The following is a 21,942-nucleotide window of genomic DNA, read 5'->3' on the forward strand; positions in this document are numbered from 1 at the left end:
GTGAACGAACACCATGAGACTATCTACGTGCATAAGCCGTGCTTGAAGACATCGCCCACATTTCAAATGAAAACAGCTGGCTTGCTCGAATAGCGTTGAGACAGTACTGAGCGGGCGTGACAAATTGACACTTCCGAGCGGAAGCCGCGTTGCTCAAGAGGATATGCGGTTGAATGGAGTAAAGACGAAGCAGAAGCGGTACAACCCAGGGGGCTTCACCAACAACTCCTACCAGGCGATGTCAAGCAGGAGTTGTCATTCCTCTCGGCTGAGAAAACGGCTCCTGGGGAATCCCATCACCAATCGGCTCTACTCGCTGCTATAAGAGAGGGGCAGAGACGTCTCTACACACAGCGGAGAGGAGATTCGATGGAAGCAGCGTGGGACATGGACAGGTACCGAGACATGAGACATGAAAAGGTGCCGAGCGATCTTCCTGGTCCTTGATGATACCGATTACGTATGGGCTCCATCAAAAAATCAGGCCGAAGTCCTCCGCTTGTCGATCGCTCAGCGACGCAGCAGCAGCGGGGTTCTGAATGAGCATGCGGACACGCGGCTGAGTGCGCTCATGATCGGCTCGTTCAACTAAGTTCACATTGGCAAGCCTCAACGCCGCTCGGGAAGGAAGCGGCTCGACGTCCCACAGTGAGATCAATACGGCACTGAGATGTCGTAGTTTCATCAAATCGACGGTTGCGGAGCCGGCCAGCGCCTTCAGGTCCATTCGAATCTGCTCCCGCCGACCTTGACGCCCTCCCGACAGATCCGCCCGTGGTATGGAAATGCTCAAGATGACCGGATCGTAATAGTCGGCAAGCTGCTTCGCCTTTTGTCTGATGCGCGCTAAGATTCGGTGGATCAAGATCACGCCACGATCCGTTTCTGCTTCCGACCCCTCGTCACTCGTGATCCCACGCACAGGCATCCGCCGTCGTTCAGCCGAGCCTACCATCGCCGTCACCTCCACAAAAAACCGTCCCGATCCGCGACGGCATTCCAAATCGGCCGTTCTGGCTTGTGACTCAGGGAGAAACGTGACTCGGTGTCCGATGCGAATCAACTGGGTGGCCAGCTCCAGTTCCGCCAGCGCAGATTCCTGCACGCCCAGATCATGATGGAGCAGGCGATGAAGAAGCCGTACGAGCCGAAGATGACTCGAATGATCGGTACAGTGCCGTTTGAGCATGTTCCATTGGTCATCGAGATGGCGGGAAAGGCCTTGCGAGGAATGGCGCTTCCAAGATATACCGACGGGCATACCATAAACTTCACCCAAACCGGAGTAAAGTTTCACAGTCCGTCGCGGTCGCCAGCGTGCCATCACATTTCCCACTGTGGTCCGTCAAACACGTTGACAGCTTGTCTTGATGTTATCGCGACGAGATACACCTCACAAAGCACCACCGACCATCATGCGACCGGCTTGTCGCCTTCGTCGTCATCCGGTGACTCGCCCAAGACCTCCGGTTGTCGAGCGACACATTCGTCGTACACTTCATCCAACCATCGACCTGCGCATCCCAGGACTTCCCGCACCAACGGCTCAGGCTGTCCCGTTCGTTTGATCGTCCATTGGGAAACATATTCGAGGAGCGCTTCCCGTTCGAAGGGCCTTGTCGAATGCGCGGCCAGAGCAGACAGTTCTCCGAGACCTGTCTGCAGGATGTCCAATACCGTGTCCCGCGCGTAGGACGTGCTTGCGGTTACATATTGAACAACACGATGGAGTTCGTGGTCGTTCATGTTGCAGTCCGTGAAAACAATCTTTGCACCCGGACGATTGACTGTCAACGCGGCTGTGCATCCATTGGACTCTGATCATTTTCTCCAATCACGGCACAGCCGGATGATAGGATGTGACCTGTTCGCCCTTGGGCAGCTATGCAAAGGAGATCGAGCATGATCGCGAGGCATCCGATTCGGCGAAAGACTTCATCCTCGGCGGTGTCTAACCGCTGGGATCTCACTCATCTCGTCAAGAACCCTCTGACCGACCTGGCGCAGCATTTGGAAGCGCTTGAGATGCAGGTCGTGCTGGTTGAGTCGGCTCGTCCTCGGCTCCAGGCGACAATGGCGAGCTCGGATTTCCGATCGATCCTGGCGCTCACCGAGTCGATCGCGGAGCGCTCTGCCCGGCTTGGCGCATTTGCCTACCTTTGGTTTTCGGAAAACACCACAAACACGAAAGCACGCTCGTTTAAGTCGCAGGTGGAGGAGCGGCTCACCGCCGTAAACAATCGCCTGCTCTTTCTTGACCTCTGGTGGCAGGGAGTAGATAACGAAAATGCGGCAAGGCTGATGGCCGACGCCGGTGACCTTCGCTACTACCTGGAAACCATCAGGCGTTACACACCTCACACACTTTCTGAATCGGAGGAGAAGATCGTCAACGTCAAGAATGTGACCGGTCGGAGTGCCGTCAACACACTCTATGACGTCGTGACCAACGGACTGGCATTCACGATGAAGATCGGCGGGAAGCCGCGCACCATGAACCGCGAAGAACTCATGAGCCACGTGCGAAGCCCAAAGGCATCCATCCGTCAGGCTGCATACAGAGAACTCTATCGTGTGTTCTCAGCCCAACGTGACTTGCTGGGAGAAATATATCGGACACTCGTGAACGACTGGAAGGCTGAGAACGTCGAACTTCGTAGGTTTGCTTCCCCCATCGCAACCCGTAACCTCGGCAATGATGTGCCGGACCAAGCCGTCGACGTGCTGTTGTCCACCTGCGCCAAGAATGCCGAGATTTTCCAAACCTACTTCAAACTGAAGGCGAAGATCTGCAAAATCTCCCCCATGAATCGGTATCATATCTACGCTCCCCATCGGGCAGAAACCAAGAAATATGCGTATGCCGATGCCGTCAGCATGGTGCTTGGCGCCTATCGCGGTTTCTCTCCACGACTTGCGGAGTTAGCCGAGCAGGTCTTTCGTGATCGACACATCGACGGACCCACATGCCCCGGCAAACTGGGGGGCGCATATTGCCACAGCGTGGTGCCTGGCCTCACTCCCTATGTGATGTTGAATTACACCGGTGAAGCCCGAGACATCGCGACCATGGCCCATGAGCTTGGCCATGCCATCCATGGAATCATGGCAAAGGACCATTCGATCTTTACCTTCCATTCAACCCTCCCCTTGGCGGAGACAGCGTCCGTCTTCGGTGAACGTATTCTCTCTGACACCCTCATGTCGAACGAGCACAGCAAAGCCGTTCGACAAGGCTTGCTCGTGAGTCAACTGGACGACCTCTACGCAACCGTGCTACGGCAGGCCTATTTCATTCGCTTTGAGCAAATAGCGCATCAAATGGTGGCGGAAGGGGCCACAGGAGACCAACTGGCACGAGCCTATCTCTCAGGGCTGAGACAGCAGTTCGGCAAGGCCGTACGAGTACCGGATGAGTTTCAATGGGAGTGGCTCATGATCCCTCATCTTTTCGCCAGTCCGTTCTATTGCTACGCCTACAGCTTTGGCAACTTGCTTGTATTGGCCTTATACAGAATGTACAGGGAGCAAGGGGCACCATTTGTTCCAAAATATCTGGACCTGCTCGCCACCGGCGGATCTCAATCACCCCAGGTCATTCTCAACAAATTGGGCGTGGATATGACATCCGCCTCCTTTTGGCAGTCAGGATTCGATACCATTACGGAAATGGTGCAGCAGATGGAAAGAACTCTCTCGTAATTTTATCTGATTCATGAATAACGGTTAAACTGACGCCAGACAAGACTTCGAGAGACTTCGAGAGACCACTTGACAGAATCGCTTTTCGATGGCACAATGAGAATGCTTCTCATAATCGCCATATGGTGACTGAATGTTTGTTTGTTTGTGCCGAGGAATCACAGAGTCAGATGTTCGTGATGCGGGGCGAGCAGGGCTTGTGATGCCCTGTCAGCTCAAGTCCAAATTTGGCCTTAAGCAGAGCGGCAGTTGCGGTCGTTGCGCAAAAAATATCCACGAGTTTGTTGATCTCGCTGTCCAAGGAGCATCGGCCGGCATCGTGGATCGGTAGGTGCGCCGCTTCCTTCGCGGGTCAATCCACAGTAGAGGTTTCGGCACTCATTCATTCGGAATAGTTCAACGTGAAGCCCCCCCTTTGATGAGCTTCGTCACATCGGCAACACGGCGGCCCAGCGCTTCGGCCTCGGCGAGCTCCTTACCATCGATTCCCGGACTCTCACCCTCGGTTGTGGCAGACGCTCCAAAGGCACCACCATCGCTCACCACAATCATTTGGTTTCCCAGCATCGCGGCGAGGATGGTCAACATCGTAATCTCTTTCCCGCTTGAGACTTGCCCTCCCGTGGAAAAGGCGGCTCCCACCTTGTTTTTCATCTTGAATTCGGGGAAGACGCCGAATTTGAACTGCCAATTATCGAAAAAGGTCTTTACCTCTCCCGACATGTTGGACCAATAGACAGGAGAGCCGACCACAACCGCATCGACAGAAAACAAATCTTCAGCGGTTACTTGTCCTACACGCTTCAAAACAATTTGGGTACCGGAGACCGACTTTGCTCCAGCCACCACTGCTTCCGCCATGCGCTCAGTATTTCCTGAGAGCGAATGATACGCCACGAGGATTTTGATCGCGGGCGAGGATTCGTCCGCCCATGACCTGGACACACAGCCGGTACACAGCGTGACCAACGCCAACACGACGGCCAGGAGATGCCGTGATTCACTCGAGGTATGAATCTTGGTGGGATATGGTGACACAACCTTAGGTTCTGGATGCAAACATACGGAAGGGTCAGCGACGAAACGTCTCCTCCTCGAGATGCTCCTCAACCGACACTTCTGTCAGTGTTCCACGGTAGGTACAGCGATGGCACCGAATCCGCCATTCTTCGATCCATTTCTCTTGAACATAGGACTGACGACATCCAGGGCAAACGAAGACGCCCTTCTTGTATAACACCCGTCGTTTTTCCTGCATGGTCCCCTCTTTCACCCGGCGCCTGAGAATGGCACATTGCCCAAAAGGATTGCAAGATTGACGCGCGGGAAACGCCATCTGCTCGCAACGGCTCTACAATACGTTCCTTGACTGATCTGGCCCGGATGGCTACGATGCGCTCATGTCATTCGGAAAGTTAATTCACTTCTCTTTGTGTTCCATGGCGCTCATTGGGTCACTCCTCTTCCGCATGCCGACATCCGACGCCTCTGACGGAGGGCTCGTACATATCCAGACTCCCTCGGGCATCACGATCCATGCCGAGATCGCCGATACGCCTTTGAAGCGCACGGTCGGCTTGATGTATCGGGATCACCTGAAAAAAGATCATGGGATGTTATTTTTCTTCACTCAACCGCAAGCCTGGTCATTCTGGATGAAAAACACAAAGATCGCACTCGATCTGATTTGGCTCGACGCCAAAAAGCAGGTCACCCATATCGAACGCAATGTTCCGATTTGCACGAAGACCGACGACTCCTGTCCTCAATACCGCCCCAACAGTGATGATGCGATGTATGTGCTCGAAATTGCCGGTGGTACAGTGGACGGATACAAGATTGAGAAAGGGACCAAACTGCTGTTCGGCCAGCCTTAGGGGATTTTTTCGGTACATTTCTTCATGATCGTTCCTGCCAAGACCGAACGCGCCGTGCCGTAATGACGCCCTCTACGCGTTCGATAGTTTTCAGCACGCGATTCAGGTGAGCCGTATCGGCGATTTCGACGACAAAATCCAGCTGCGCCTTGCGGTCTTCCCGAGTGATGATTTCGGCTCGACTGATATTCGCTCTGCATTCGGCGATCGCCGAGGAGACGTTCGCCAACACTCCCGTCTTGTCCGCCGCAATGACGGTAATTTTTACCGGATGCTGACTCGGTGTGGCCGTATCCCACTCCACTTCCACCAAACGTTCTCGATCATAATCCAAGGCTTCTAGGTTGGGACAGTCGACGGAATGGATGGTCAGACCTCTTCCACGCGTGATGTATCCCAAGATCCTGTCTCCGGGAACTGGGTTACAGCATCGCGACAGTTGCATCAACAGATCGCGCCCCCCCTTCACTTGGACGACCGGCTCCTCTCCTTTCGTACTGATGACTTTGCGGGAGCCGGCCGGCTCGGATTGAGTCGGAGCATCAGCGGACGGCAAAGCCATCAATTTTCCGAGGATTTGAGCCGTTGCGACGTTTCCAAATCCCACAGCCGCCGCTAGGTCGTCGATTGTTTCATACCCCACTTGTTTTGCAGCATCGAGAAGGGAATCAGACTTCAACACCTGCGCCGGTGCTAGACCATGACGACGTATCTCCGTCTCGAGCAAACGCCGACCGATTTCCAAGCTTCTTTTCTGTTCCTCCGCCTTGATCCAATGCTTGATCTTTGTCTTCGCCCGTGACGTGCGTACGAACTTAAGCCAATCCTTGTGTGGAGTCTGGTTCGGCGATGTCAGAATTTCGATGGTGTCGCCACTCGTCAGTTCATGCTTGAGCGGAACGATCTTCCCGTTGACCTTCGCCCCGACACAGTGATCGCCGACTTCCGTGTGAATCGCGTAGGCGAAGTCTACCGGCTTGGCCCCTTTAGGCAATTCTTTGACGGTTCCCTTGGGCGTAAAGACATAGACCACGTCGTGGAACAATTCAAGTTTCACGGAATCCATGAATTGGCGATTGTCCGGCAGATCTTTTTGCCATTCGATGAACTGCCTCAACCATCCGAAGGCCTTACTGTCTTTATCATGCACTCTCCCCTGTTCTTTATACTTCCAATGCGCTGCGATCCCATACTCAGCCACGCGATGCATTTCTTCCGTGCGGATCTGAAACTCTACATGCTCCCCCTTCGGCCCTACCACGGTGGTATGGAGAGATTGATAGAGATTCGATTTGGGGATCGCGATGTAATCCTTGAAGCGGCCCGGCAGCGGTCGCCACAACGAATGGATGACACCCAGCAGCGCATAACAGTTCATCTTCGTATCCGTTATTATGCGCAAGGCGGTGAGATCGTACACCTCTTCGAAGGAGATCGATTGCTTCTTCATTTTTTGGTAGATACCGTAGAGATGCTTTGGTCTCCCGTACACCCCTCCGACCAGCCCATTCTCTTTCAGAGCCCTCTCAACGAGGGCCTGCACCTCCAGGATGTATTGCTGACGATCTTCGTCGCGCTTCGCCACGCACACCCGCAGGGTTTCATAGACATCCGGCTTGAGATGTTTCAGACACAAATCTTCCAGTTCATTCTTGACCCATCCGATCCCGATGCGATTCGCCAACGGTGCATAGATTTCTACCGTCTCTAGTGCGATTTCTTGTCTTCTTTTCTCACTGAGATGTTCAAGGGTTCGCATATTATGGAGACGATCGGCCAGTTTGATGATCACGACGCGAATGTCGTCCGCCATCGAGAGCACCATCTTGCGGAAATTTTCTGCCTGTTTTTCTTCTGAACTCTTAAAGGTGATCTTCCCGATCTTGGTCACCCCATCGACGAGATGCACGACTTCTTTCCCAAATTCACGCTGAATCTCGGCGGCCGTCGCGACCGTATCTTCCAGTGTGTCGTGTAAAAGCCCTGCCACAACCGCGGTGACGTCGGTTTTCAAGGACGTCAATACTCCAGCCACCGCCACAGGATGCCTCACATAGGGCTCTCCGGATCGACGCACTTGTCCTTCATGCACCCTCGCGGAAAACTCATAAGCCTTCCGTACCACGCCAAGATCAGCCTCAGGCTGGTAGTCTTGCAAACGAGCCAACAATTGATCGATACTCGTCACTGTTTCGTACATCTTCTATGACTCACGACCTGCAGCCCTTATATCTCGGAGACGCAGTTGAATCCGATCATACCCGTTCCAGTGATTCAGTTCCGGCGTAAACGCGATGTCGATGGGCGTCTTGAGAGACAATCCATACTCCTCCAACGATTTCATCCCGAATCCAATACTATCAAACGGTAATGACCCTCCCTGGCGGACCGTCATCTTCAAATGCTTCTCTCCGACCATTCGAGCGTTGAGAACGTCCAAACCCTTGACGGCGAACGTCGGCTCCGGATTTCCAGCCCCGAATGGATGCAACGTCCCGATCTCCCGAATCAGCCGCAACGTGACTTCGTTCAGCAGAACTTCTGAATCCACATGCAGCACGGGAACACTGTGAGTCTCCCGGATCCATGTCTCGGCTATGGCGGAAAATCGTTCCGAAAACTCCGGCAGCCTCGCCTCATGAATCGTGATTCCAGCCGCGGTGGGATGGCCACCGAATGCCAGGAGCAGGTCTCGACAAGCGGTTAAGGCCTGATACAAGTCGAACCCGGGAACGGTCCGAGCGGACCCTTTTCCGATACCCTGTTCATTGACGGCGATGACGACCGTCGGCCGATGGAACCGCTCCATGATCCGGGCGGCCACGATACCGACAACCCCGAGATGCCACCCTCGTGCATACAGCACGACGCCGCCAGGCCACTCGCGCGCTTCCACCTGAGCTAACGCTTCCTGTAGGATCTCGGCCTCAAGATCACGGCGGGCTCGATTCAACTGCTCCAAATCTTCAGCCAACTCTTTGGCTTCCCGTTCAGACTCGGTCGTCAGAAGTCTGACACCTTTGGTGGCCTCATCTAGTCGCCCTGCGGCATTGAGTCGGGGTCCGAGTTTAAACGCGACGGTTTCCGTCGTGCATTCACGACTGATCCCTGCGACATGCTTCAAGGCACGTATACCGCAGCGCGCCCCTCGGGAAATCTGAGCAAGACCTTCTCGAACGAATAGTCGATTTTCATCTTGCAACGGAACCACGTCGGCAATTGTCGCAAGCGCGACCAAATCCAGTAGCGATTCCAGAGCCACCGAACCGGGGCCGTATTTTCTCTCATAGGCCTGAGCCACTTTGTACGCCAACCCTCCGGAACAAAGCCCGTGAAAGGGATACCGCGCTTCGGATCGATGGGGATTCATCACTGCCAAGGCCGGCGGCATTTCTCTATCGCTTTGATGGTGGTCGGTCACGACGACATCGATTCCCAATTGATTGGCAAAGCTAATCTCACGGTGCGATGTGGTCCCACAATCGGACGTCACCAATAAAGAGACGCCCTCCTGCGCCAACCTCCGAACAGCATTTTCATTGAGTCCATATCCTTCACGAAGACGATGAGGAACATAGGCCCGGACTTCGGCGTCGAGTCCGCGGAAAAATGAAAGATAAATACTCGTCGCGGACATGCCGTCCACATCATAATCGCCGTAAAAACAGACGACCTCACGCCGTTGCGTGGCCTGATACAGACGGTCAACCGCCCGTTCCATATCGGGAATCAAGAAAGGATCATGGGTTTGGAGATGCGACAGCCAGGCTGTCGCCTGGTCCACGTTCGTGACACCCCGATTGAGCAACAACGAGGCAGTCACCGATGAGATGGATAACGCTTGTGATAAGAGACCCCGTTGAATGGGATCGACCTGGCGAACGACCCAACGCTTAGACTTCATCCGCGTCTCCTTAAGAGGCTGCGCCGTGTCACAATACAGACCACGGATCACAAAGGAACGAGGCAGACTGTAATAAGCCGCTTCTGCTTTGTCAAACCGATGACCTTGTGGAAAGAGTCGGACGAATCGAGTGGGAGTGGGGAGTTGGAACCGGTGTTATTCTCCTCCTTTTTGCACGTAGTTTTTCACAAATTCTTCGGCGTTCTTTTCAAGGACGTCATCAATTTCATCGACCAGCTTATCGATGTCTTCCTTGATCTTCTTGCCGGCTTCGACAACCTTGGGATTCGCCTTAACTTCTTCCTTACCTTGCGGCTCTCGTCTGGTTTCCTGTTTTCGCTCTTGTTTTTCCATCCGAGCACCTCCCGGTAAACAAGGACAGGTTTAATTAACCTTACTCCAGCACTCGTAAAACCGTCAAGCTGACGTAAAAACCAGGAGATGACTCCCGTCAAGAAGAAGAGCCGTTTCCTGGCTTCAGAAACCGAGTGAGTAAGACCGCTCGATCGTGAAGAGAGCGTGAGCAACCCTCCTCATGGTGCGAACAACGGGCCGCGAGATACGAGAACTGCCATCAGACAATGAGCGAGATAATAAGCAACGCCACGATATTAATCACCTTGATCATCGGATTCACGGCAGGACCAGCTGTGTCCTTATACGGATCACCGACCGTATCACCGGTGACCGCCGCCTTGTGTGTCTCGCTCCCCTTCTTGCCCTGCTCTTCGATAAACTTCTTGGCGTTGTCCCAGGCGCCACCACCGCTCGTCATGGAAATCGCGACGAACAAACCGGTCACGATGCTGCCCACGAGCACCCCTCCCAGCGCCTGAGGGCCAAGGATCACTCCTATCAAGAGAGGCGAGACCACCGGAATCAATCCCGGGATCATCATCTTCTGGATCGCCGCCTGCGTCACGATATCCACACAAGTTCCATATTCCGGCTTACCGGTCCCCTCCATAATGCCCTTGATCGTCCGAAATTGGCGCCGAACCTCCTCGACGATCAAACCACCGGCTTGCCCGACCGCCTTCATACAGAGTGCGCCGAAAATAAACGGCAACATACCGCCGAGGAACAGCCCCACTAAGACTTTTGGATTGGAAAGATCAAATGCAGCCAGTGAGGGATTGCGGGCTGCGACCTCGCGGGAATATTCCGCGAACAGCACGACCGCCGCCAAACCAGCGGACCCGATCGCATAGCCCTTTGTGACCGCCTTGGTCGTATTGCCGACCGCATCCAATGGATCCGTGATATCCCTGACTTCCTTACCGAGGTGCGACATTTCGGCGATGCCACCGGCATTATCAGTGATCGGGCCGAAGGCATCGATCGCAACCACAATCCCTGCCATCGAGAGCATGGACACCGCTGCGACGGCAACACCATACAGCCCACTGGATTCCGCTCCCCCGCAAATCCAATAACTGCCGAGAATTGCCAGGGCAATCACCACTACGGGAGCTGCAGTCGCCTGCATACCCACCGCCAAACCTGCGATAATATTTGTCGCATGGCCGGTTTCGCTCGCCTTGGCGATGTACTTCACCGGCTCATAACTCTTGGACGTGTAATAATCCGTGATAAACACAAGCGCTAATGTCACGGCCAAGCCCAGCAGTGCTGCAATGTAATAGCTGAATCCGCTGACACCGCCTACTCCACCCATGATCATGAAGGTGAACGGTAAAAACGCCAAAGCCGCAATTCCACCGGCCACAAACAACCCTTTGTACAGCGCCGGCATGATTTCCCCGTCTGGACCGACCTTGACATAGAGGATACCGACGATCGTGGCAAAGATGGTGATACCACCCAAGGCCAACGGATACAGAATAGGGGCAGTCGCCCCCTTAAACATCGTGAAGGCCAACACCATGGCCGCCACGGTCGTCACAGCATAGGTTTCAAACAAGTCTGCCGCCATGCCGGCGCAATCACCCACATTGTCACCCACGTTATCTGCGATCACGGCGGGATTTCTTGGATCATCTTCGGGAATCCCTGCTTCTACTTTGCCGACCAAGTCGGCACCGACATCCGCCGCCTTCGTATAAATACCGCCACCGACGCGTGCAAAGACGGAAATCAGACTGCCACCGAATCCAAGACTGAGCAACGCGTGAATGGCTTTTTCCTGTCCTGCCATTGATACTGCAATGGTGTAGAACCCGGTAATAGCCAGAAGTCCGAGGCCGATCAGCAGCAAGCCGGTTACAGCTCCACCGCGGAAGGCAACGACCAAGGCGGCATTCATGCCGTCATGTGCAGCTTGAGCCGTCCGCACATTGGCGCGCACCGCGATAATCATGCCCACGTAGCCGGCAAGGGCCGAGGCTCCGGCGCCGACCAAGAATCCGGCCGCAGTGATCAGACCAAATTTATCCGACAGGGCTCCGGCCGCCCACAGGATGACGAACAGGCCCGCGGCGACATACCCAACGGTCTTGTATTGTCGATTCATGTAGGCACTGGCACCCTCTTGAATGGCTTTTGCAATTTCCTGCATCTTGGCATTGCCGGCGTCGAGCTTGAACACCCACATCGCCAGGTACAGCCCATAGGCAATGCCGGCCACGGCCGCTATGAGAGCAAACGTTACAATCGCTGAGTCACTCACGGGAAATCCTCCTACTGGTTAAACGGACTCCTTATGTCACACGGCTCTCCGTGGCTTCAACCCATCCAAAGTACATGCGCGAGTGGGCAAACCCAAGGCGGGCGGAGTCGAACAAGAAGCTAACCACCCGAAAAGCTGGGCCATTCTATAGAGTCGCACTGAGCGGATCAAGACAAAAGACCGCCCTCTGAATAGAACAGCTGACCAGCCAAGCTCGCAAGATCGTGGACCAGGATTATGTCAAGGCTTAGGGAAGCCTATCCAGCAATGAAGCCCCTCGCACTGAATTCGACTAGGGATTTGGTACCAAAGGGAATGGTAGGATGTCGAGTAGCTATCAAGCAAGACAAGGACTTACCATGAGAAAATGTATCTTGTGGATCAGCCTCTGTTTGGGTTTCTCCAGCCTCCTTGCTGCTTGTGGAGAAAACAGTGACACTCCAGACAACGCTCCGACCTCAACCGCTCTGAAGCTCCAAACCATCGCGAAGAACCTTACCTCCCCGGTATTCCTGACCGCCCCCCGTGGGGACGCAAATCGTCTCTTTGTCCTGGAACAGAGAGGCACTATTAGAGTACTTGATCGGGCAACCGGAAGCCTGCTCTCGACATTTCTGACCGTGACGGGCATCACGAGTGGAGCAGAACAAGGCTTGTTGGGAGCGGCCTTCGACCCAAACTACAATACCAACGGTCGGTTCTATATCTATTTTACGGACGCCAACGGCGCAATCACGATCGCTCAGCTTCTGGTGTCGCCAACAGACCCCAACGTCGCTGCTCCTGCATCGCAGGTCACCTTGGTCTCTATTCCCCATCCAACCTTTGATAACCATAACGGAGGCATGTTGGCGTTCGGACCGGATGGATGTCTGTACGCAGGAGTTGGAGACGGCGGAGGTTCTGGGGATCCGAACAATAACGCCCAAACCCTTGGAAGCCGACTGGGAAAACTGCTCCGGATCGATCCGACCACCGGAACAGCCTGCACCAGCGGAACAATAAACCCATTTGTCCTGAGCGGAGGCAATCAGTTGATCTGGAGCTATGGACTCCGGAATCCCTGGCGCTTTTCGTTCGATGGAAACGACCTCTATATCGGCGATGTCGGCCAGGATGCCCGAGAAGAAGTCAATGTATCACCAGGGCCTAATGCCGGCCGCGGGCTGAATTACGGTTGGCGACTGATGGAAGGTTCCACCTGTTTTAATCCGAGCACCAACTGCAATAATGGAACACTCACCCTACCGACGGTTGAGTACGCACACGACAACGGAGCTTGCTCCGTTGTCGGTGGTTACGTCTATCGTGGCCAAGCCATACAAACCGTCCAAGGCACCTATTTCTATGCTGATTTTTGCGCCGGGTTTGTCCGCAGCTTCCGCTTCAATAACGGCTCGGCTCTTGACCGAACAGAGTGGCCCCTGCTGGCTGCTTCTTCAAAAGACATCACCAGTTTCGGCCAGGACGGCTCGGGAGAGCTCTATATCCTGACCCAGAGTGGCACCATATCCCGGATCGTCCCGAATTAGAGTTCTTTCCATTTGTTATGTGCCTCAGCAACTCCGCTCGGTGAGAGCACGACAGTTAGGTAAATTGGAGTAAGGACGTACCGCCCACTGCGGATCCTGCCCCCGAATACGTGGGCTTCCTTTCGTCAGCGAGAACAGAGGGTCGAAGAAGTCTTCTGCTCCTCTGATGAAGCGTTGGCTCGAAACGAGACCAGCGCCAGAACTCCGCCATTTCTCATCGCGCTATGTTACAGTTTCCGGTCAACTACAGAAGGATGGGAGAGCAGCAATGGGACACAGAGGTCATGTCGAGGACGGAACGGAATTCTCGGTGACTCGGCCTCCTTGCCTCGCCACAGCCGGCTGGTTATTTCTGAGCCTACTAGTCTGGAGTCTGACCGGATGCACAGGCGCCACGCCGTCAGGACCGATACAGGCGGGCGAACCGGCCACTCCTCCCCCCACGACGGCCGGAAGCACAATCGTCGACTATTGGCGGGACGTGCAGCCGATCATCGAACGCCGCTGTGCCGTCTGCCATGGCTGCTATGACGCACCTTGTCAATTGAACCTGACCGCCTATGAGGGCATCGTACGAGGCGCACACAAAAAGCCCATTTACGACATCACACGACTTCACACAGCCGAACAGACCAGGCTCTTCGACGATGCCCATTCGGTCGCAGCCTGGCGGAGGAAGCAGTTTTTTCCGGTCATACAAGAGCAAGCGCAGGCACCGGAGGAAGCTCGCCTCGCCGGGGTGCTTGCCCGCATGCTGACGCTCAAGCGGGCCCACCAGCTGCCGTCCGAGTCGTTGCTCCCCGAATCGTTGGACTTGTCGCTCGATCGAAAGCAGCAATGTCCCACCGAGTCCGAATTCGATTCCTTTAGCGCCGTCTACCCTCTCTGGGGCATGCCCTATGGGTTGCCAGGCCTGACTGACCTGGAGCACTCAATCCTGATGCAGTGGGTCGCTCAAGGCACCCCTTACCGAGAGCCGGCCCCTACACTACCCTACCCCAGCGCGCTGGTCGCGGAATGGGAAGCCTTTCTGAACGGGGATTCTCCCAAGCAGCGGTTGATGAGTCGCTATCTCTACGAGCACCTGTATCTTATGCATCTCTATTTCGACGAGTTGCCCGATCGACAGTGGTTTCGCCTCGTGCGGTCCCGTTCGGCACCGGGTCAGCCCATCGACCCGATCGTAACACGTCGACCCTATGACGACCCAGGTGTGCCCCGCGGCTACTACCGTCTTGAGCCGGTGCACGGCAGCCTCCTGGCCAAGGCACACACCCCCTATGCGCTCAACCCTTCACGTAAGCAGCGGTACACCGAACTGTTCCTTGACCAGCCGTACAACGTCCAAGCCCTGCCCTCCTATGACGCCCTCGTAGCCTCGAACCCTTTTGTCGCCTTCCGTGACCTACCGGTTCGCTCACGCTACCGGTTTCTGCTCGACGATGCCCTTGCCTTTGTCATGTTGTTCATCAAGGGGCCGGTCTGCCGCGGAACCATCGCGCTCACCGCCATCGATGATCGGTTCTGGATTTTCTTCGTAGACCCGGAGAGCGCGGTGCTCGACAAGAACGAGGAATTCCTGGCGAGGACGAGCAAGCATCTCTACCTGCCGACCACCGAGGGAACGACCCGGCTCGGCCTGACCTCCTGGGTGAAATACTCCCGCATGCAGGACGAATTCCTCAAAGCCAAGCAAGCCTATCTTGAAGACCTCAGAGTCGAGCACGAGGCGCACGACCTGTCTTTTATCTGGAACGGGCAGGGACGGAACCGTAACGCAGCCCTCACCGTCTTCCGCCATGCGGACAGCGCCTCGGTGGTACAGGGCCTGGTCGGCGATGATCCAAAGACCGCCTGGCTCCTGTCTTACGATCTATTCGAGCGGATTTACTATCTACTCGTGGCCGGCTTCGACGTCTATAGCTTCGCCGGACACCAGCTCGACACACGTCTCTACATGGATTTCTTGCGGATGGAGGGGGAATTCAACTTCCTGATGCTACTCCCAGGCAAGGAGCGGGAGCGGGAACGGGACTTCTGGTACCGGGATGCCCACCAGTCGGTCAAGGACTATGTCTACGGATCTCGTATCCGTGTACAGCAGGAAAGCGGCATCACGTACCGAACGAACAGGCCCAAACGCGAGCTGTTCAACCTATTGCGGCAGCGGCTCACCGGAGCGCTCAACGAAGCCTACGATGTGCAAGGGGAACCGGATCAAGAGCTGCGCGCCCAGTTACGCACTCTGGCGCGGATCAAAGGGCGAGCGCTGCAATGGTTGCCCGAAGTCGCGGTATTGACCGTCACAAACGGAACGGGAACGGAGGCGCATCACGACCGAATCTATACGCTGCTGCACGACAACGGATTCAGCAACGTCGCCTCCCTCTTTAACCAGCAGTCGCGTCGCCTCCCGGATGAAGATGGACTCACGGTCTCGCGTGGATTGATCGGGACCTACCCCAACGCCTTCTATCGTGTGGCGCAGCAGGATTTGTCCGAGTTCATCGCAGCGGTCGCCGAGCTCAGGGGTGAGACAGACTATCGAAAGCTCGCGGAGCGTTTTGCCGTGCGCCGTACCAGTCAGGACTTCTGGTCGCACAGCGATAAAATCCACGAGCTCTACCACCGGATAGACCCGCTCGGAGCGGGGCTGCTCGACCTCAACCGGTTGGAGAATCGATAACGAGACGGGAGACCCGCGAGGTCATGACCGAACGTTGGTTTGCTGTTCAAGCAGAGACTTGCTATAGTGCGCCGCGGAGACTGGCGAAATGGGACTGGAACCGAATTACATCATTATTGACGGGCAAACCTTTACCAAGGCGAAACTGGCATTGGACAATCACGTCTACAAGAACTGCCAGATCGACGACTGCGACCTGTATTACAGCGGCGGACAATATGAACTGCTCGACACCCATATCACCAACTCTCGCCTGATCCTGAACCACCCAGCCAAGGGCATTTACAATGCCCTGCAGATCTTCAAAATGAAATCACCTGGATCTCGCATTATCTTCGAGTAATCCCTCGAAGCAGGCCATTCTTGTCCTATACCTACGATTACACTAAGGCCACAGCCAGGAGAAATGCCTTCAGACGATACTGGCGTCTCATGAAGATGACGCTGACCCGCTTGGTGCGAACCAAGACTTTCCAGTTCGACGGTCGGGAGTACGAATACCTGTACCATCCGTATAACAAGACCTGGAAGAACGAGCGTGGCGTCGAGATCCCCATCTTCCGTGAACTCCTCCTAAAACATGAAGGCAAGCGGGTACTCGAAGTGGGCAACGTCCTATCTCACTATTTTCCCATTCAGCATGAGGTCGTCGACAAATATGAAGTCAGCTCCGGTGTCATCAATAAGGATATCGTCGAGTTTGCCCCTCAGGATAAGTACGACCTGATCATCAGCATCTCAACCTTGGAACATATTGGGTGGGACGAACAGCCACAGGTACCAATCAAACTACTGCAGGCACTCGATCATCTGCGATCCGCCTGCCTGGCCCCGTCCGGCAAACTCGTGGCCAGCCTGCCGATCGGTTACAACCGCTACTTTGATTATTTACAGAACCGCGGCAAGAGTCCGTTCACAACCCAGCATTTTCTCAAACGGATTTCTAAACAGAATTATTGGGTCGAGTCGGATTGGGAGCAGTGCCGCGACGCGCCGTACGGCCGGTTCGTCGCGAATGCCATCTGCATTGGCAGCATCATGGGATGAGCCAATCAATCCTGGGTCTCTATTTCATTGTGCGCCCGTTATGTTCTGATCTGAACAAGCGATCTCGGCTGCAACGTTGCAAGTGTCTCCTCAAGGCGTGGCACAAGGGGGAGAAGGGTCTGCAGCTCATTGGAGAGGACTACAAGAACAATAACCGCGATGGGAAGCGTCGAAATGTCCTGCTGGTAAGGAAGGTTTTGATCGACCGTAATGAATGCCTCGAACTGGGAGGCTGCGAGTGCTAACAGCTCACCGTTCTTCTTCCCGCCCCATCCCATTTCCACCGCTGTTTTGACAGTGTGTACAGGTAAGGCCTGGCGAAACCGGCGAGGGACGGACTCATCAAGCAGCAGGCGCATGAGCGAAAAGCCGCTCCTTCGCTACCTCAAGAACGGCTATGGCTGCTTCACGAGAAACTGTGGGGAAATCCTTCAGAAACTCCTCCAACGACGAGTTCCCCTCAAAGTAGTCAAACAGAGATTGAACCGGCACACGAGTCCCCTTGAAACAGAGAGCGCCACTCATGATTTCCGGGTCACGACTCAGATATTGGGCTTCCATACGCACCCCCGATGGAGACCGGTCGATACGCGCCGCGTCTGACTACGATACCGGCAGACAAGTCTACTGGCAAGTCAGAGCTGGATTCAAGATGAACTAAAGCGGCGTCCCTGCGATGTCAGCCGCGCGCTCACTTCTTCGGTACCTCGACCAACGCCGTCAAAACCAAATCTGGATTGCGGTGGCTGTCTGTGTGCTTGTGGCAATCGTCCGAAAGCGACTGCATCTGCTCCTGTCTCTGCATGCCATGTTACAGTTCTGAGCGTGACACCATTCGAAAACGTGCCGCTGGGTCAACTTCTTACCGACATAGAGGTGGATGAAATATCTACGCCCAACCCAAACCAGATCAATCTATTCTGAAATCTGTCGGACACGACTGTGGTTCTATAATGGCTCGGCAAATTCAAGGTTCTGAAACTTCCCGCTCAATCGGTCATTCAAATCACGCTTCAATGCGTCCATTCGTCCGGGAATACGGCTGAAGAGCGGAAAACCCGGCAAGCCAGATATCTGAAAACTAATTCGGTCGGTCTTGATTGCATACTCCAACTTAATATACCCATCGCCGTATTTCGCCGTTTCAGTTAGACGCTCACAGCTGATGCACTTTAGGCCGTGACTTTCAGCGACACTTCTGATCATGTCTGCCGCCAATGGTGCAGAACTGTGATCAGATTCTTTGGTTTCACGAATTTCATAGCCTTGGTGTAAAGGCATGACAGATGTGCCGAGGGTAGCGAGAAACGCAATCACGAGTAGGTGTTGCCAAGACACGCCCGAATGTGCGCGTAGAGAGCTGACAAGAGTCGATGCACTGGCTTATAGCGTAAGCTAAAGGCACGATAGTAAGTGCGAATAAGTCTGTGTGTGTCAGCGGTCATGCAATAATCCCCAGATGTGGTCAATGAATTCTCCCCACCCTCTCACCGAAGGAGGGATGTGATGGAACTTGACGATAGCAAGGAGACAACGATCATACCGTCCCAGGTAGACCACACTCCCGGGAGGTATGTATGGTGGATCAAGAGCGGTGGGCGGAGATTCGACGGTTGCGTCATGAAGAGCGGGGATCCATTTCAGGGATTGCGCGGCGGTTGGACCTGGATCGGAAGACCGTGCGGCGCAGTCTGCAGCAGACGACGTGGCAACCCTATCGCCGAGCGGCGATGACGGAGACGCTGCTGACCGCCCATGCCGACTTTGTGCGGACCCGTCGTCGCAGGTTAATTATTCGGCGCGGATTCTCTATCAGGAACTGCGAGCGAGCCACGAGTACATCGGCAGTTATGAGACGGTGAAGCGAGGGGTGGCGCCGCTGCGTGAGGGTCAGCTGCAGGCGGAGCGGGCCCCTCCTCCGCTTTGAGACACCGCCGGGCCAGCAGAGTCAGATTGATTGGGGCCAAGCCACCGTGCCCTTCCGCGCCGGCCCGACGGTGGTGCACGTGTTCGTGTTGACGTTGGGGTTCAGCCGACGTGGGTTCTATTACGCCTGTGCCGATGAGCGGCTGGCGCAGTTTCTCGAGGCCCATGAACGGGCTTTTGCGCATTTCGGTGGCCACACGCGAGAGCATCTGTATGACCGACCGCGAACCGTCTGTTATGCGGATGAGACGGGGCGGCGGCTCTGGAATCCCACCTTCAAAGCCTTCGCCGACTATTGGGGCTTTGAGCCGCGCGTGTGTCGGCCCTATCGGGCCCAGACCAAGGGTAAGGTCGAATCCGGCGTGAAATATCTGAAACGGAACTTTCTGCCGGGACGAACGTTTGTCGATCTGGTGGACTTTCAAACCCAACTTGACGAATGGACCGCGACAATTGCCGACCGCCGCATCCATGGCACGACGCATGAGGAGCCACTCGTCCGGTTTGCGCGAGAACGCAACCACCTGGTCCCGCTGGCGGACCAGCGCGCCTTCCAGCAGGAGGCGCGCGTCTCACGGATCGTGGCCGAGGACTATTTGGTCAGCCTGGCGACGAACCGCTACTCCGTGCCCTTCCGGCTCATTGGTCAGCGGGTTGAAGTGCAACGACGGGGGACACGGTCCACATCTTTCACCGTGACCAAGAGATCGCGACGCACCCGGTGCTCCCGGGCCAGCACCAATTCCGAATCCAGCCCGAGCACGGCCCTGGAGCCAGTGCGCGTCTCGCCCGCCACCGTCGGTCCACGGTGAGCGATCGGTCCCCTCGCCCCGATGCCTTGCCGGAGGTCGAAGTGCGGGATCTGGCCTGGTACGAGGCGGTGTGTGAGCGCACGGCGTCGCAGGAGGGGCGGCCATGAACGCGGCGCAACTGGAACGGCTCCGTGACCAACTCACGCGCCTACGGCTCTTGAAGAGTCGGGAGCGGCTGGAGGCCCTCTTACAAGAAGCGGCCGTCAAGGAGCTGCCCTATGCCGACTTCCTCGACCAGGTGCTCGGCGAAGAAGTCGCGTCCAAGACCGCGAAGAACATTGCGATGCGGACGAGTTTGGCGCGATTTCCATTCGTCAAGAGTCTGGAGGTCTTCGACTTCAGCTACCAGCCTTCGTTGGATAAGAAGCAGATTCAGCAGGTGGCGACCTGCCACTTCATCGAGCACGGCGAGAATGTCGTGATCTTGGGGCCGCCCGGTGTGGGCAAAAGCCACCTGGCCATCGGGCTAGGGCTGCAAGCCATTGCCCAGGGCTATCGGGTGTTGTTCACGACAGCCGCCGCCATGATCGCTACGCTGACTCGGGCGCTCACGGAGAATCGGCTGGAGGACAAGCTGAAGCTCTATACCATTCCCCGGTTGCTGATCATTGATGAGATCGGCTATCTGCCCATTGACCGCACCGGGGCCAACTTGTTCTTTCAGCTCATCTCACGCCGCTATGAGAAGGGGCCGATGATTTTGACCAGTAACCAGAGTTTCGGGGCTTGGGGCGAGGTGTTTGGCGACCGGGTGCTGGCGACTGCGATCCTGGATCGGGTGCTCCACCACGCGATCACCATCAACATCCGGGGCCATTCCTACCGGCTGAAGGAGAAACTCAAAGCCGGACTTGTGCGGGTCGAAGAAGCGTCAACGACAACCTAACGGGGTGGGGAATTTTCGATGACCATAACTGGGGCAATTTGGATGACCCTTGACACTGTGTGGTCAATAATTCTTCCAAACCCGGCACCACCCGCTTGATGAACTAGGGCGTGTCATCAATTAAGCCATGTCATTGAAGCAGCGAGATAGATGGCACCGAGGAAATTGGCGGCGCGTTTGTCGTAGCGGGTGGCGATGGCGCGGAATTGCTTGAGTCTGGCGAAGAAGTTCTCAATCAGATGCCGGGCTCGGTAGAGGTCTTGATCGTATTCGCGGGGGTGGTTCTGTTGGCTTTGGGGGGAATGACCACGACCTTGCCCGCTCGTTGCAGCGGCTGGATCACCCGTTCATCGGCATCAAAGGCCTTATCGGCAATGATGGTATCCGCGTCAATGCCGGGTAGCAAGACATCGGCGCCCTCCAGGTCATGCGCCTGCCCTGGGGTGAGATGAAACCCCGTTGGGTTACCCAACGCATCACAGGTGGCGTGGATTTTGGTGGTCAGGCCACCCTTGCTGCGTCCGATGGCTTCCTGCGCGTGGTGCCCCCTTTTGCACCAGCGCTGTGCTGGTGGGCACGAACGATGGTGGAATCGATCATCGCGTATTCGTTGTCAGGATCGTCAGCAAGACGTTCAAACATCCGCTTCCAGACGCCGCGTCGACTCCAGCGCGTATGGCGTGTGTGGATCACTCGAAATCTCCGAACCGCTCCGGCAGATCCCGCCACGGGATCCCCGCGCGATACCGGTACAACACCGCTTCCACAAACAGCCGGTTGTCCTTCGCCGTCACGCCCACCGTCTCTCCACGGCCAGGCAGCAGATGCTCGATCTTCTCCCATTGGTCATCACGCAATCCATACCGTCTCACCATCCGCAGACCCCTCCTTTGGTCTGGGACGGAGTAAATCACAACACGATGGCTCTGTGAATCGAGAAA

General features: G+C 55.5%; 20 protein-coding genes and 2 pseudogenes. 10 read left to right on the top strand and 12 right to left on the bottom strand.

The window, feature by feature from the left end:
• Positions 1-472: 472 nt before the first annotated feature.
• The gene (locus P0119_18290; GenBank protein ID MDF0667997.1) at positions 473-1,261 is read right to left on the bottom strand and encodes a hypothetical protein; all 789 of its coding nucleotides are present in this window, start codon (positions 1,259-1,261) and stop codon (positions 473-475) included.
• A 152-nt stretch (positions 1,262-1,413) separates the two neighbouring features.
• Positions 1,414-1,746 (bottom strand): hypothetical protein, encoded by a 333-nt coding sequence (locus P0119_18295; protein MDF0667998.1) that lies wholly within the window; start codon positions 1,744-1,746, stop codon positions 1,414-1,416.
• Between the two features lie 156 nt (positions 1,747-1,902).
• On the opposite strand from P0119_18295, the gene P0119_18300 reads away from it, so the two are divergent.
• On the top strand, positions 1,903-3,702 hold the full coding sequence (locus P0119_18300) for a M3 family oligoendopeptidase (protein ID MDF0667999.1): 1,800 nt from the start codon (positions 1,903-1,905) through the stop codon (positions 3,700-3,702).
• A gap of 396 nt (positions 3,703-4,098) precedes the next feature.
• Here P0119_18300 and P0119_18305 read toward each other — a convergent pair whose 3' ends face one another.
• Positions 4,099-4,740, bottom strand: a complete 642-nt coding sequence (locus P0119_18305; protein MDF0668000.1) for an NAD(P)H-dependent oxidoreductase — start codon at positions 4,738-4,740, stop codon at positions 4,099-4,101.
• Positions 4,741-4,774: 34 nt separating this feature from the next.
• Complete coding sequence (locus P0119_18310; GenBank protein ID MDF0668001.1) at positions 4,775-4,960, bottom strand: hypothetical protein; 186 nt, start codon at positions 4,958-4,960, stop codon at positions 4,775-4,777.
• 181 nt (positions 4,961-5,141) lie between these two features.
• On the opposite strand from P0119_18310, the gene P0119_18315 reads away from it, so the two are divergent.
• The gene (locus P0119_18315; GenBank protein MDF0668002.1) at positions 5,142-5,579 is read left to right on the top strand and encodes a DUF192 domain-containing protein; all 438 of its coding nucleotides are present in this window, start codon (positions 5,142-5,144) and stop codon (positions 5,577-5,579) included.
• Between the two features lie 22 nt (positions 5,580-5,601).
• Here P0119_18315 and P0119_18320 read toward each other — a convergent pair whose 3' ends face one another.
• From P0119_18320 to P0119_18335, 4 genes are all read right to left on the bottom strand, one after another.
• Entirely contained in the window at positions 5,602-7,779 is a 2,178-nt protein-coding gene (locus P0119_18320) for a bifunctional (p)ppGpp synthetase/guanosine-3',5'-bis(diphosphate) 3'-pyrophosphohydrolase (protein ID MDF0668003.1), read from the bottom strand.
• 3 nt (positions 7,780-7,782) lie between these two features.
• Positions 7,783-9,483, bottom strand: coding sequence for a single-stranded-DNA-specific exonuclease RecJ (recJ, locus tag P0119_18325; GenBank protein ID MDF0668004.1), 1,701 nt, complete (start codon positions 9,481-9,483; stop codon positions 7,783-7,785).
• A gap of 156 nt (positions 9,484-9,639) precedes the next feature.
• Positions 9,640-9,837: a ubiquitin-like protein Pup gene (locus P0119_18330; GenBank protein ID MDF0668005.1), complete on the bottom strand. Its 198-nt coding sequence runs from the start codon at positions 9,835-9,837 to the stop codon at positions 9,640-9,642.
• Positions 9,838-10,057: 220 nt separating this feature from the next.
• Positions 10,058-12,112: a sodium-translocating pyrophosphatase gene (locus P0119_18335; protein MDF0668006.1), complete on the bottom strand. Its 2,055-nt coding sequence runs from the start codon at positions 12,110-12,112 to the stop codon at positions 10,058-10,060.
• A 359-nt stretch (positions 12,113-12,471) separates the two neighbouring features.
• Here P0119_18335 and P0119_18340 point away from each other — a divergent pair, with 359 nt between their 5' ends.
• The 4 genes from P0119_18340 (at position 12,472) to P0119_18355 (ending at position 17,377) form a co-directional block, all read left to right on the top strand.
• The gene (locus P0119_18340) at positions 12,472-13,644 is read left to right on the top strand and encodes a PQQ-dependent sugar dehydrogenase (protein ID MDF0668007.1); all 1,173 of its coding nucleotides are present in this window, start codon (positions 12,472-12,474) and stop codon (positions 13,642-13,644) included.
• 268 nt (positions 13,645-13,912) lie between these two features.
• On the top strand, positions 13,913-16,330 hold the full coding sequence (locus P0119_18345; GenBank protein ID MDF0668008.1) for a fatty acid cis/trans isomerase: 2,418 nt from the start codon (positions 13,913-13,915) through the stop codon (positions 16,328-16,330).
• 88 nt (positions 16,331-16,418) lie between these two features.
• On the top strand, positions 16,419-16,673 hold the full coding sequence (locus P0119_18350) for a hypothetical protein (protein MDF0668009.1): 255 nt from the start codon (positions 16,419-16,421) through the stop codon (positions 16,671-16,673).
• 89 nt (positions 16,674-16,762) lie between these two features.
• Positions 16,763-17,377, top strand: a complete 615-nt coding sequence (locus P0119_18355; GenBank protein MDF0668010.1) for a hypothetical protein — start codon at positions 16,763-16,765, stop codon at positions 17,375-17,377.
• A 38-nt stretch (positions 17,378-17,415) separates the two neighbouring features.
• Here the strand turns inward: P0119_18355 and P0119_18360 are convergent, their stop codons facing one another.
• Positions 17,416-17,736 carry a hypothetical protein gene (locus P0119_18360; GenBank protein ID MDF0668011.1) on the bottom strand — a complete coding sequence of 107 codons (321 nt, stop codon included), beginning with the start codon at positions 17,734-17,736 and terminating at the stop codon, positions 17,416-17,418.
• A complete protein-coding gene (locus tag P0119_18365; GenBank protein ID MDF0668012.1) occupies positions 17,720-17,938 on the bottom strand; it encodes a DUF433 domain-containing protein in 219 nt (72 codons plus the stop codon). Before P0119_18365 ends, P0119_18360 begins: the two co-directional genes overlap by 17 nt.
• A 160-nt stretch (positions 17,939-18,098) precedes the next feature.
• On the opposite strand from P0119_18365, the pseudogene P0119_18370 reads away from it, so the two are divergent.
• Positions 18,099-18,235 (top strand): annotated as a pseudogene (locus P0119_18370) (IS4 family transposase).
• A 90-nt stretch (positions 18,236-18,325) separates the two neighbouring features.
• Here P0119_18370 and P0119_18375 read toward each other — a convergent pair.
• A complete protein-coding gene (locus P0119_18375) occupies positions 18,326-18,694 on the bottom strand; it encodes a hypothetical protein (GenBank protein MDF0668013.1) in 369 nt (122 codons plus the stop codon).
• Between the two features lie 260 nt (positions 18,695-18,954).
• Between P0119_18375 and P0119_18380 the strand changes: the two genes are divergently transcribed.
• From P0119_18380 to istB, 3 genes are all read left to right on the top strand, one after another.
• Positions 18,955-19,239 (top strand): hypothetical protein, encoded by a 285-nt coding sequence (locus tag P0119_18380; protein MDF0668014.1) that lies wholly within the window; start codon positions 18,955-18,957, stop codon positions 19,237-19,239.
• Between the two features lie 21 nt (positions 19,240-19,260).
• The gene (gene istA, locus P0119_18385; protein ID MDF0668015.1) at positions 19,261-20,115 is read left to right on the top strand and encodes an IS21 family transposase; all 855 of its coding nucleotides are present in this window, start codon (positions 19,261-19,263) and stop codon (positions 20,113-20,115) included.
• 103 nt (positions 20,116-20,218) lie between these two features.
• Positions 20,219-21,001 carry an IS21-like element helper ATPase IstB gene (istB, locus tag P0119_18390; protein ID MDF0668016.1) on the top strand — a complete coding sequence of 261 codons (783 nt, stop codon included), beginning with the start codon at positions 20,219-20,221 and terminating at the stop codon, positions 20,999-21,001.
• A 116-nt stretch (positions 21,002-21,117) separates the two neighbouring features.
• On the opposite strand, the pseudogene P0119_18395 reads toward istB, so the two are convergent.
• Positions 21,118-21,873: pseudogene (locus P0119_18395) on the bottom strand (IS5 family transposase).
• Between the last annotated feature and the right edge of the window lie 69 nt (positions 21,874-21,942).

The sequence above is a fragment of the Nitrospira sp. genome, from assembly GCA_029194665.1.
Lineage (GTDB): Bacteria > Nitrospirota > Nitrospiria > Nitrospirales > Nitrospiraceae > Nitrospira_D.

Coding starts and splice junctions, on each gene's coding strand:
- P0119_18295 (MDF0667998.1), bottom strand. CDS start 1,746: ATGAACGACCACGAACTCCATCGTGTTGTTCAATATGTAACCGCAAGC.
- P0119_18290 (MDF0667997.1), bottom strand. CDS start 1,261: ATGCCCGTCGGTATATCTTGGAAGCGCCATTCCTCGCAAGGCCTTTCC.
- P0119_18345 (MDF0668008.1), top strand. CDS start 13,913: ATGGGACACAGAGGTCATGTCGAGGACGGAACGGAATTCTCGGTGACT.
- P0119_18360 (MDF0668011.1), bottom strand. CDS start 17,736: ATGCGCCTGCTGCTTGATGAGTCCGTCCCTCGCCGGTTTCGCCAGGCC.
- P0119_18365 (MDF0668012.1), bottom strand. CDS start 17,938: ATGGAAGCCCAATATCTGAGTCGTGACCCGGAAATCATGAGTGGCGCT.
- P0119_18340 (MDF0668007.1), top strand. CDS start 12,472: ATGAGAAAATGTATCTTGTGGATCAGCCTCTGTTTGGGTTTCTCCAGC.
- P0119_18315 (MDF0668002.1), top strand. CDS start 5,142: ATGGCGCTCATTGGGTCACTCCTCTTCCGCATGCCGACATCCGACGCC.
- P0119_18350 (MDF0668009.1), top strand. CDS start 16,419: ATGGGACTGGAACCGAATTACATCATTATTGACGGGCAAACCTTTACC.
- P0119_18380 (MDF0668014.1), top strand. CDS start 18,955: ATGGTGGATCAAGAGCGGTGGGCGGAGATTCGACGGTTGCGTCATGAA.
- recJ (MDF0668004.1), bottom strand. CDS start 9,483: ATGAAGTCTAAGCGTTGGGTCGTTCGCCAGGTCGATCCCATTCAACGG.
- P0119_18300 (MDF0667999.1), top strand. CDS start 1,903: ATGATCGCGAGGCATCCGATTCGGCGAAAGACTTCATCCTCGGCGGTG.
- P0119_18320 (MDF0668003.1), bottom strand. CDS start 7,779: ATGTACGAAACAGTGACGAGTATCGATCAATTGTTGGCTCGTTTGCAA.
- P0119_18330 (MDF0668005.1), bottom strand. CDS start 9,837: ATGGAAAAACAAGAGCGAAAACAGGAAACCAGACGAGAGCCGCAAGGT.
- P0119_18355 (MDF0668010.1), top strand. CDS start 16,763: ATGAAGATGACGCTGACCCGCTTGGTGCGAACCAAGACTTTCCAGTTC.
- istB (MDF0668016.1), top strand. CDS start 20,219: ATGAACGCGGCGCAACTGGAACGGCTCCGTGACCAACTCACGCGCCTA.
- P0119_18310 (MDF0668001.1), bottom strand. CDS start 4,960: ATGCAGGAAAAACGACGGGTGTTATACAAGAAGGGCGTCTTCGTTTGC.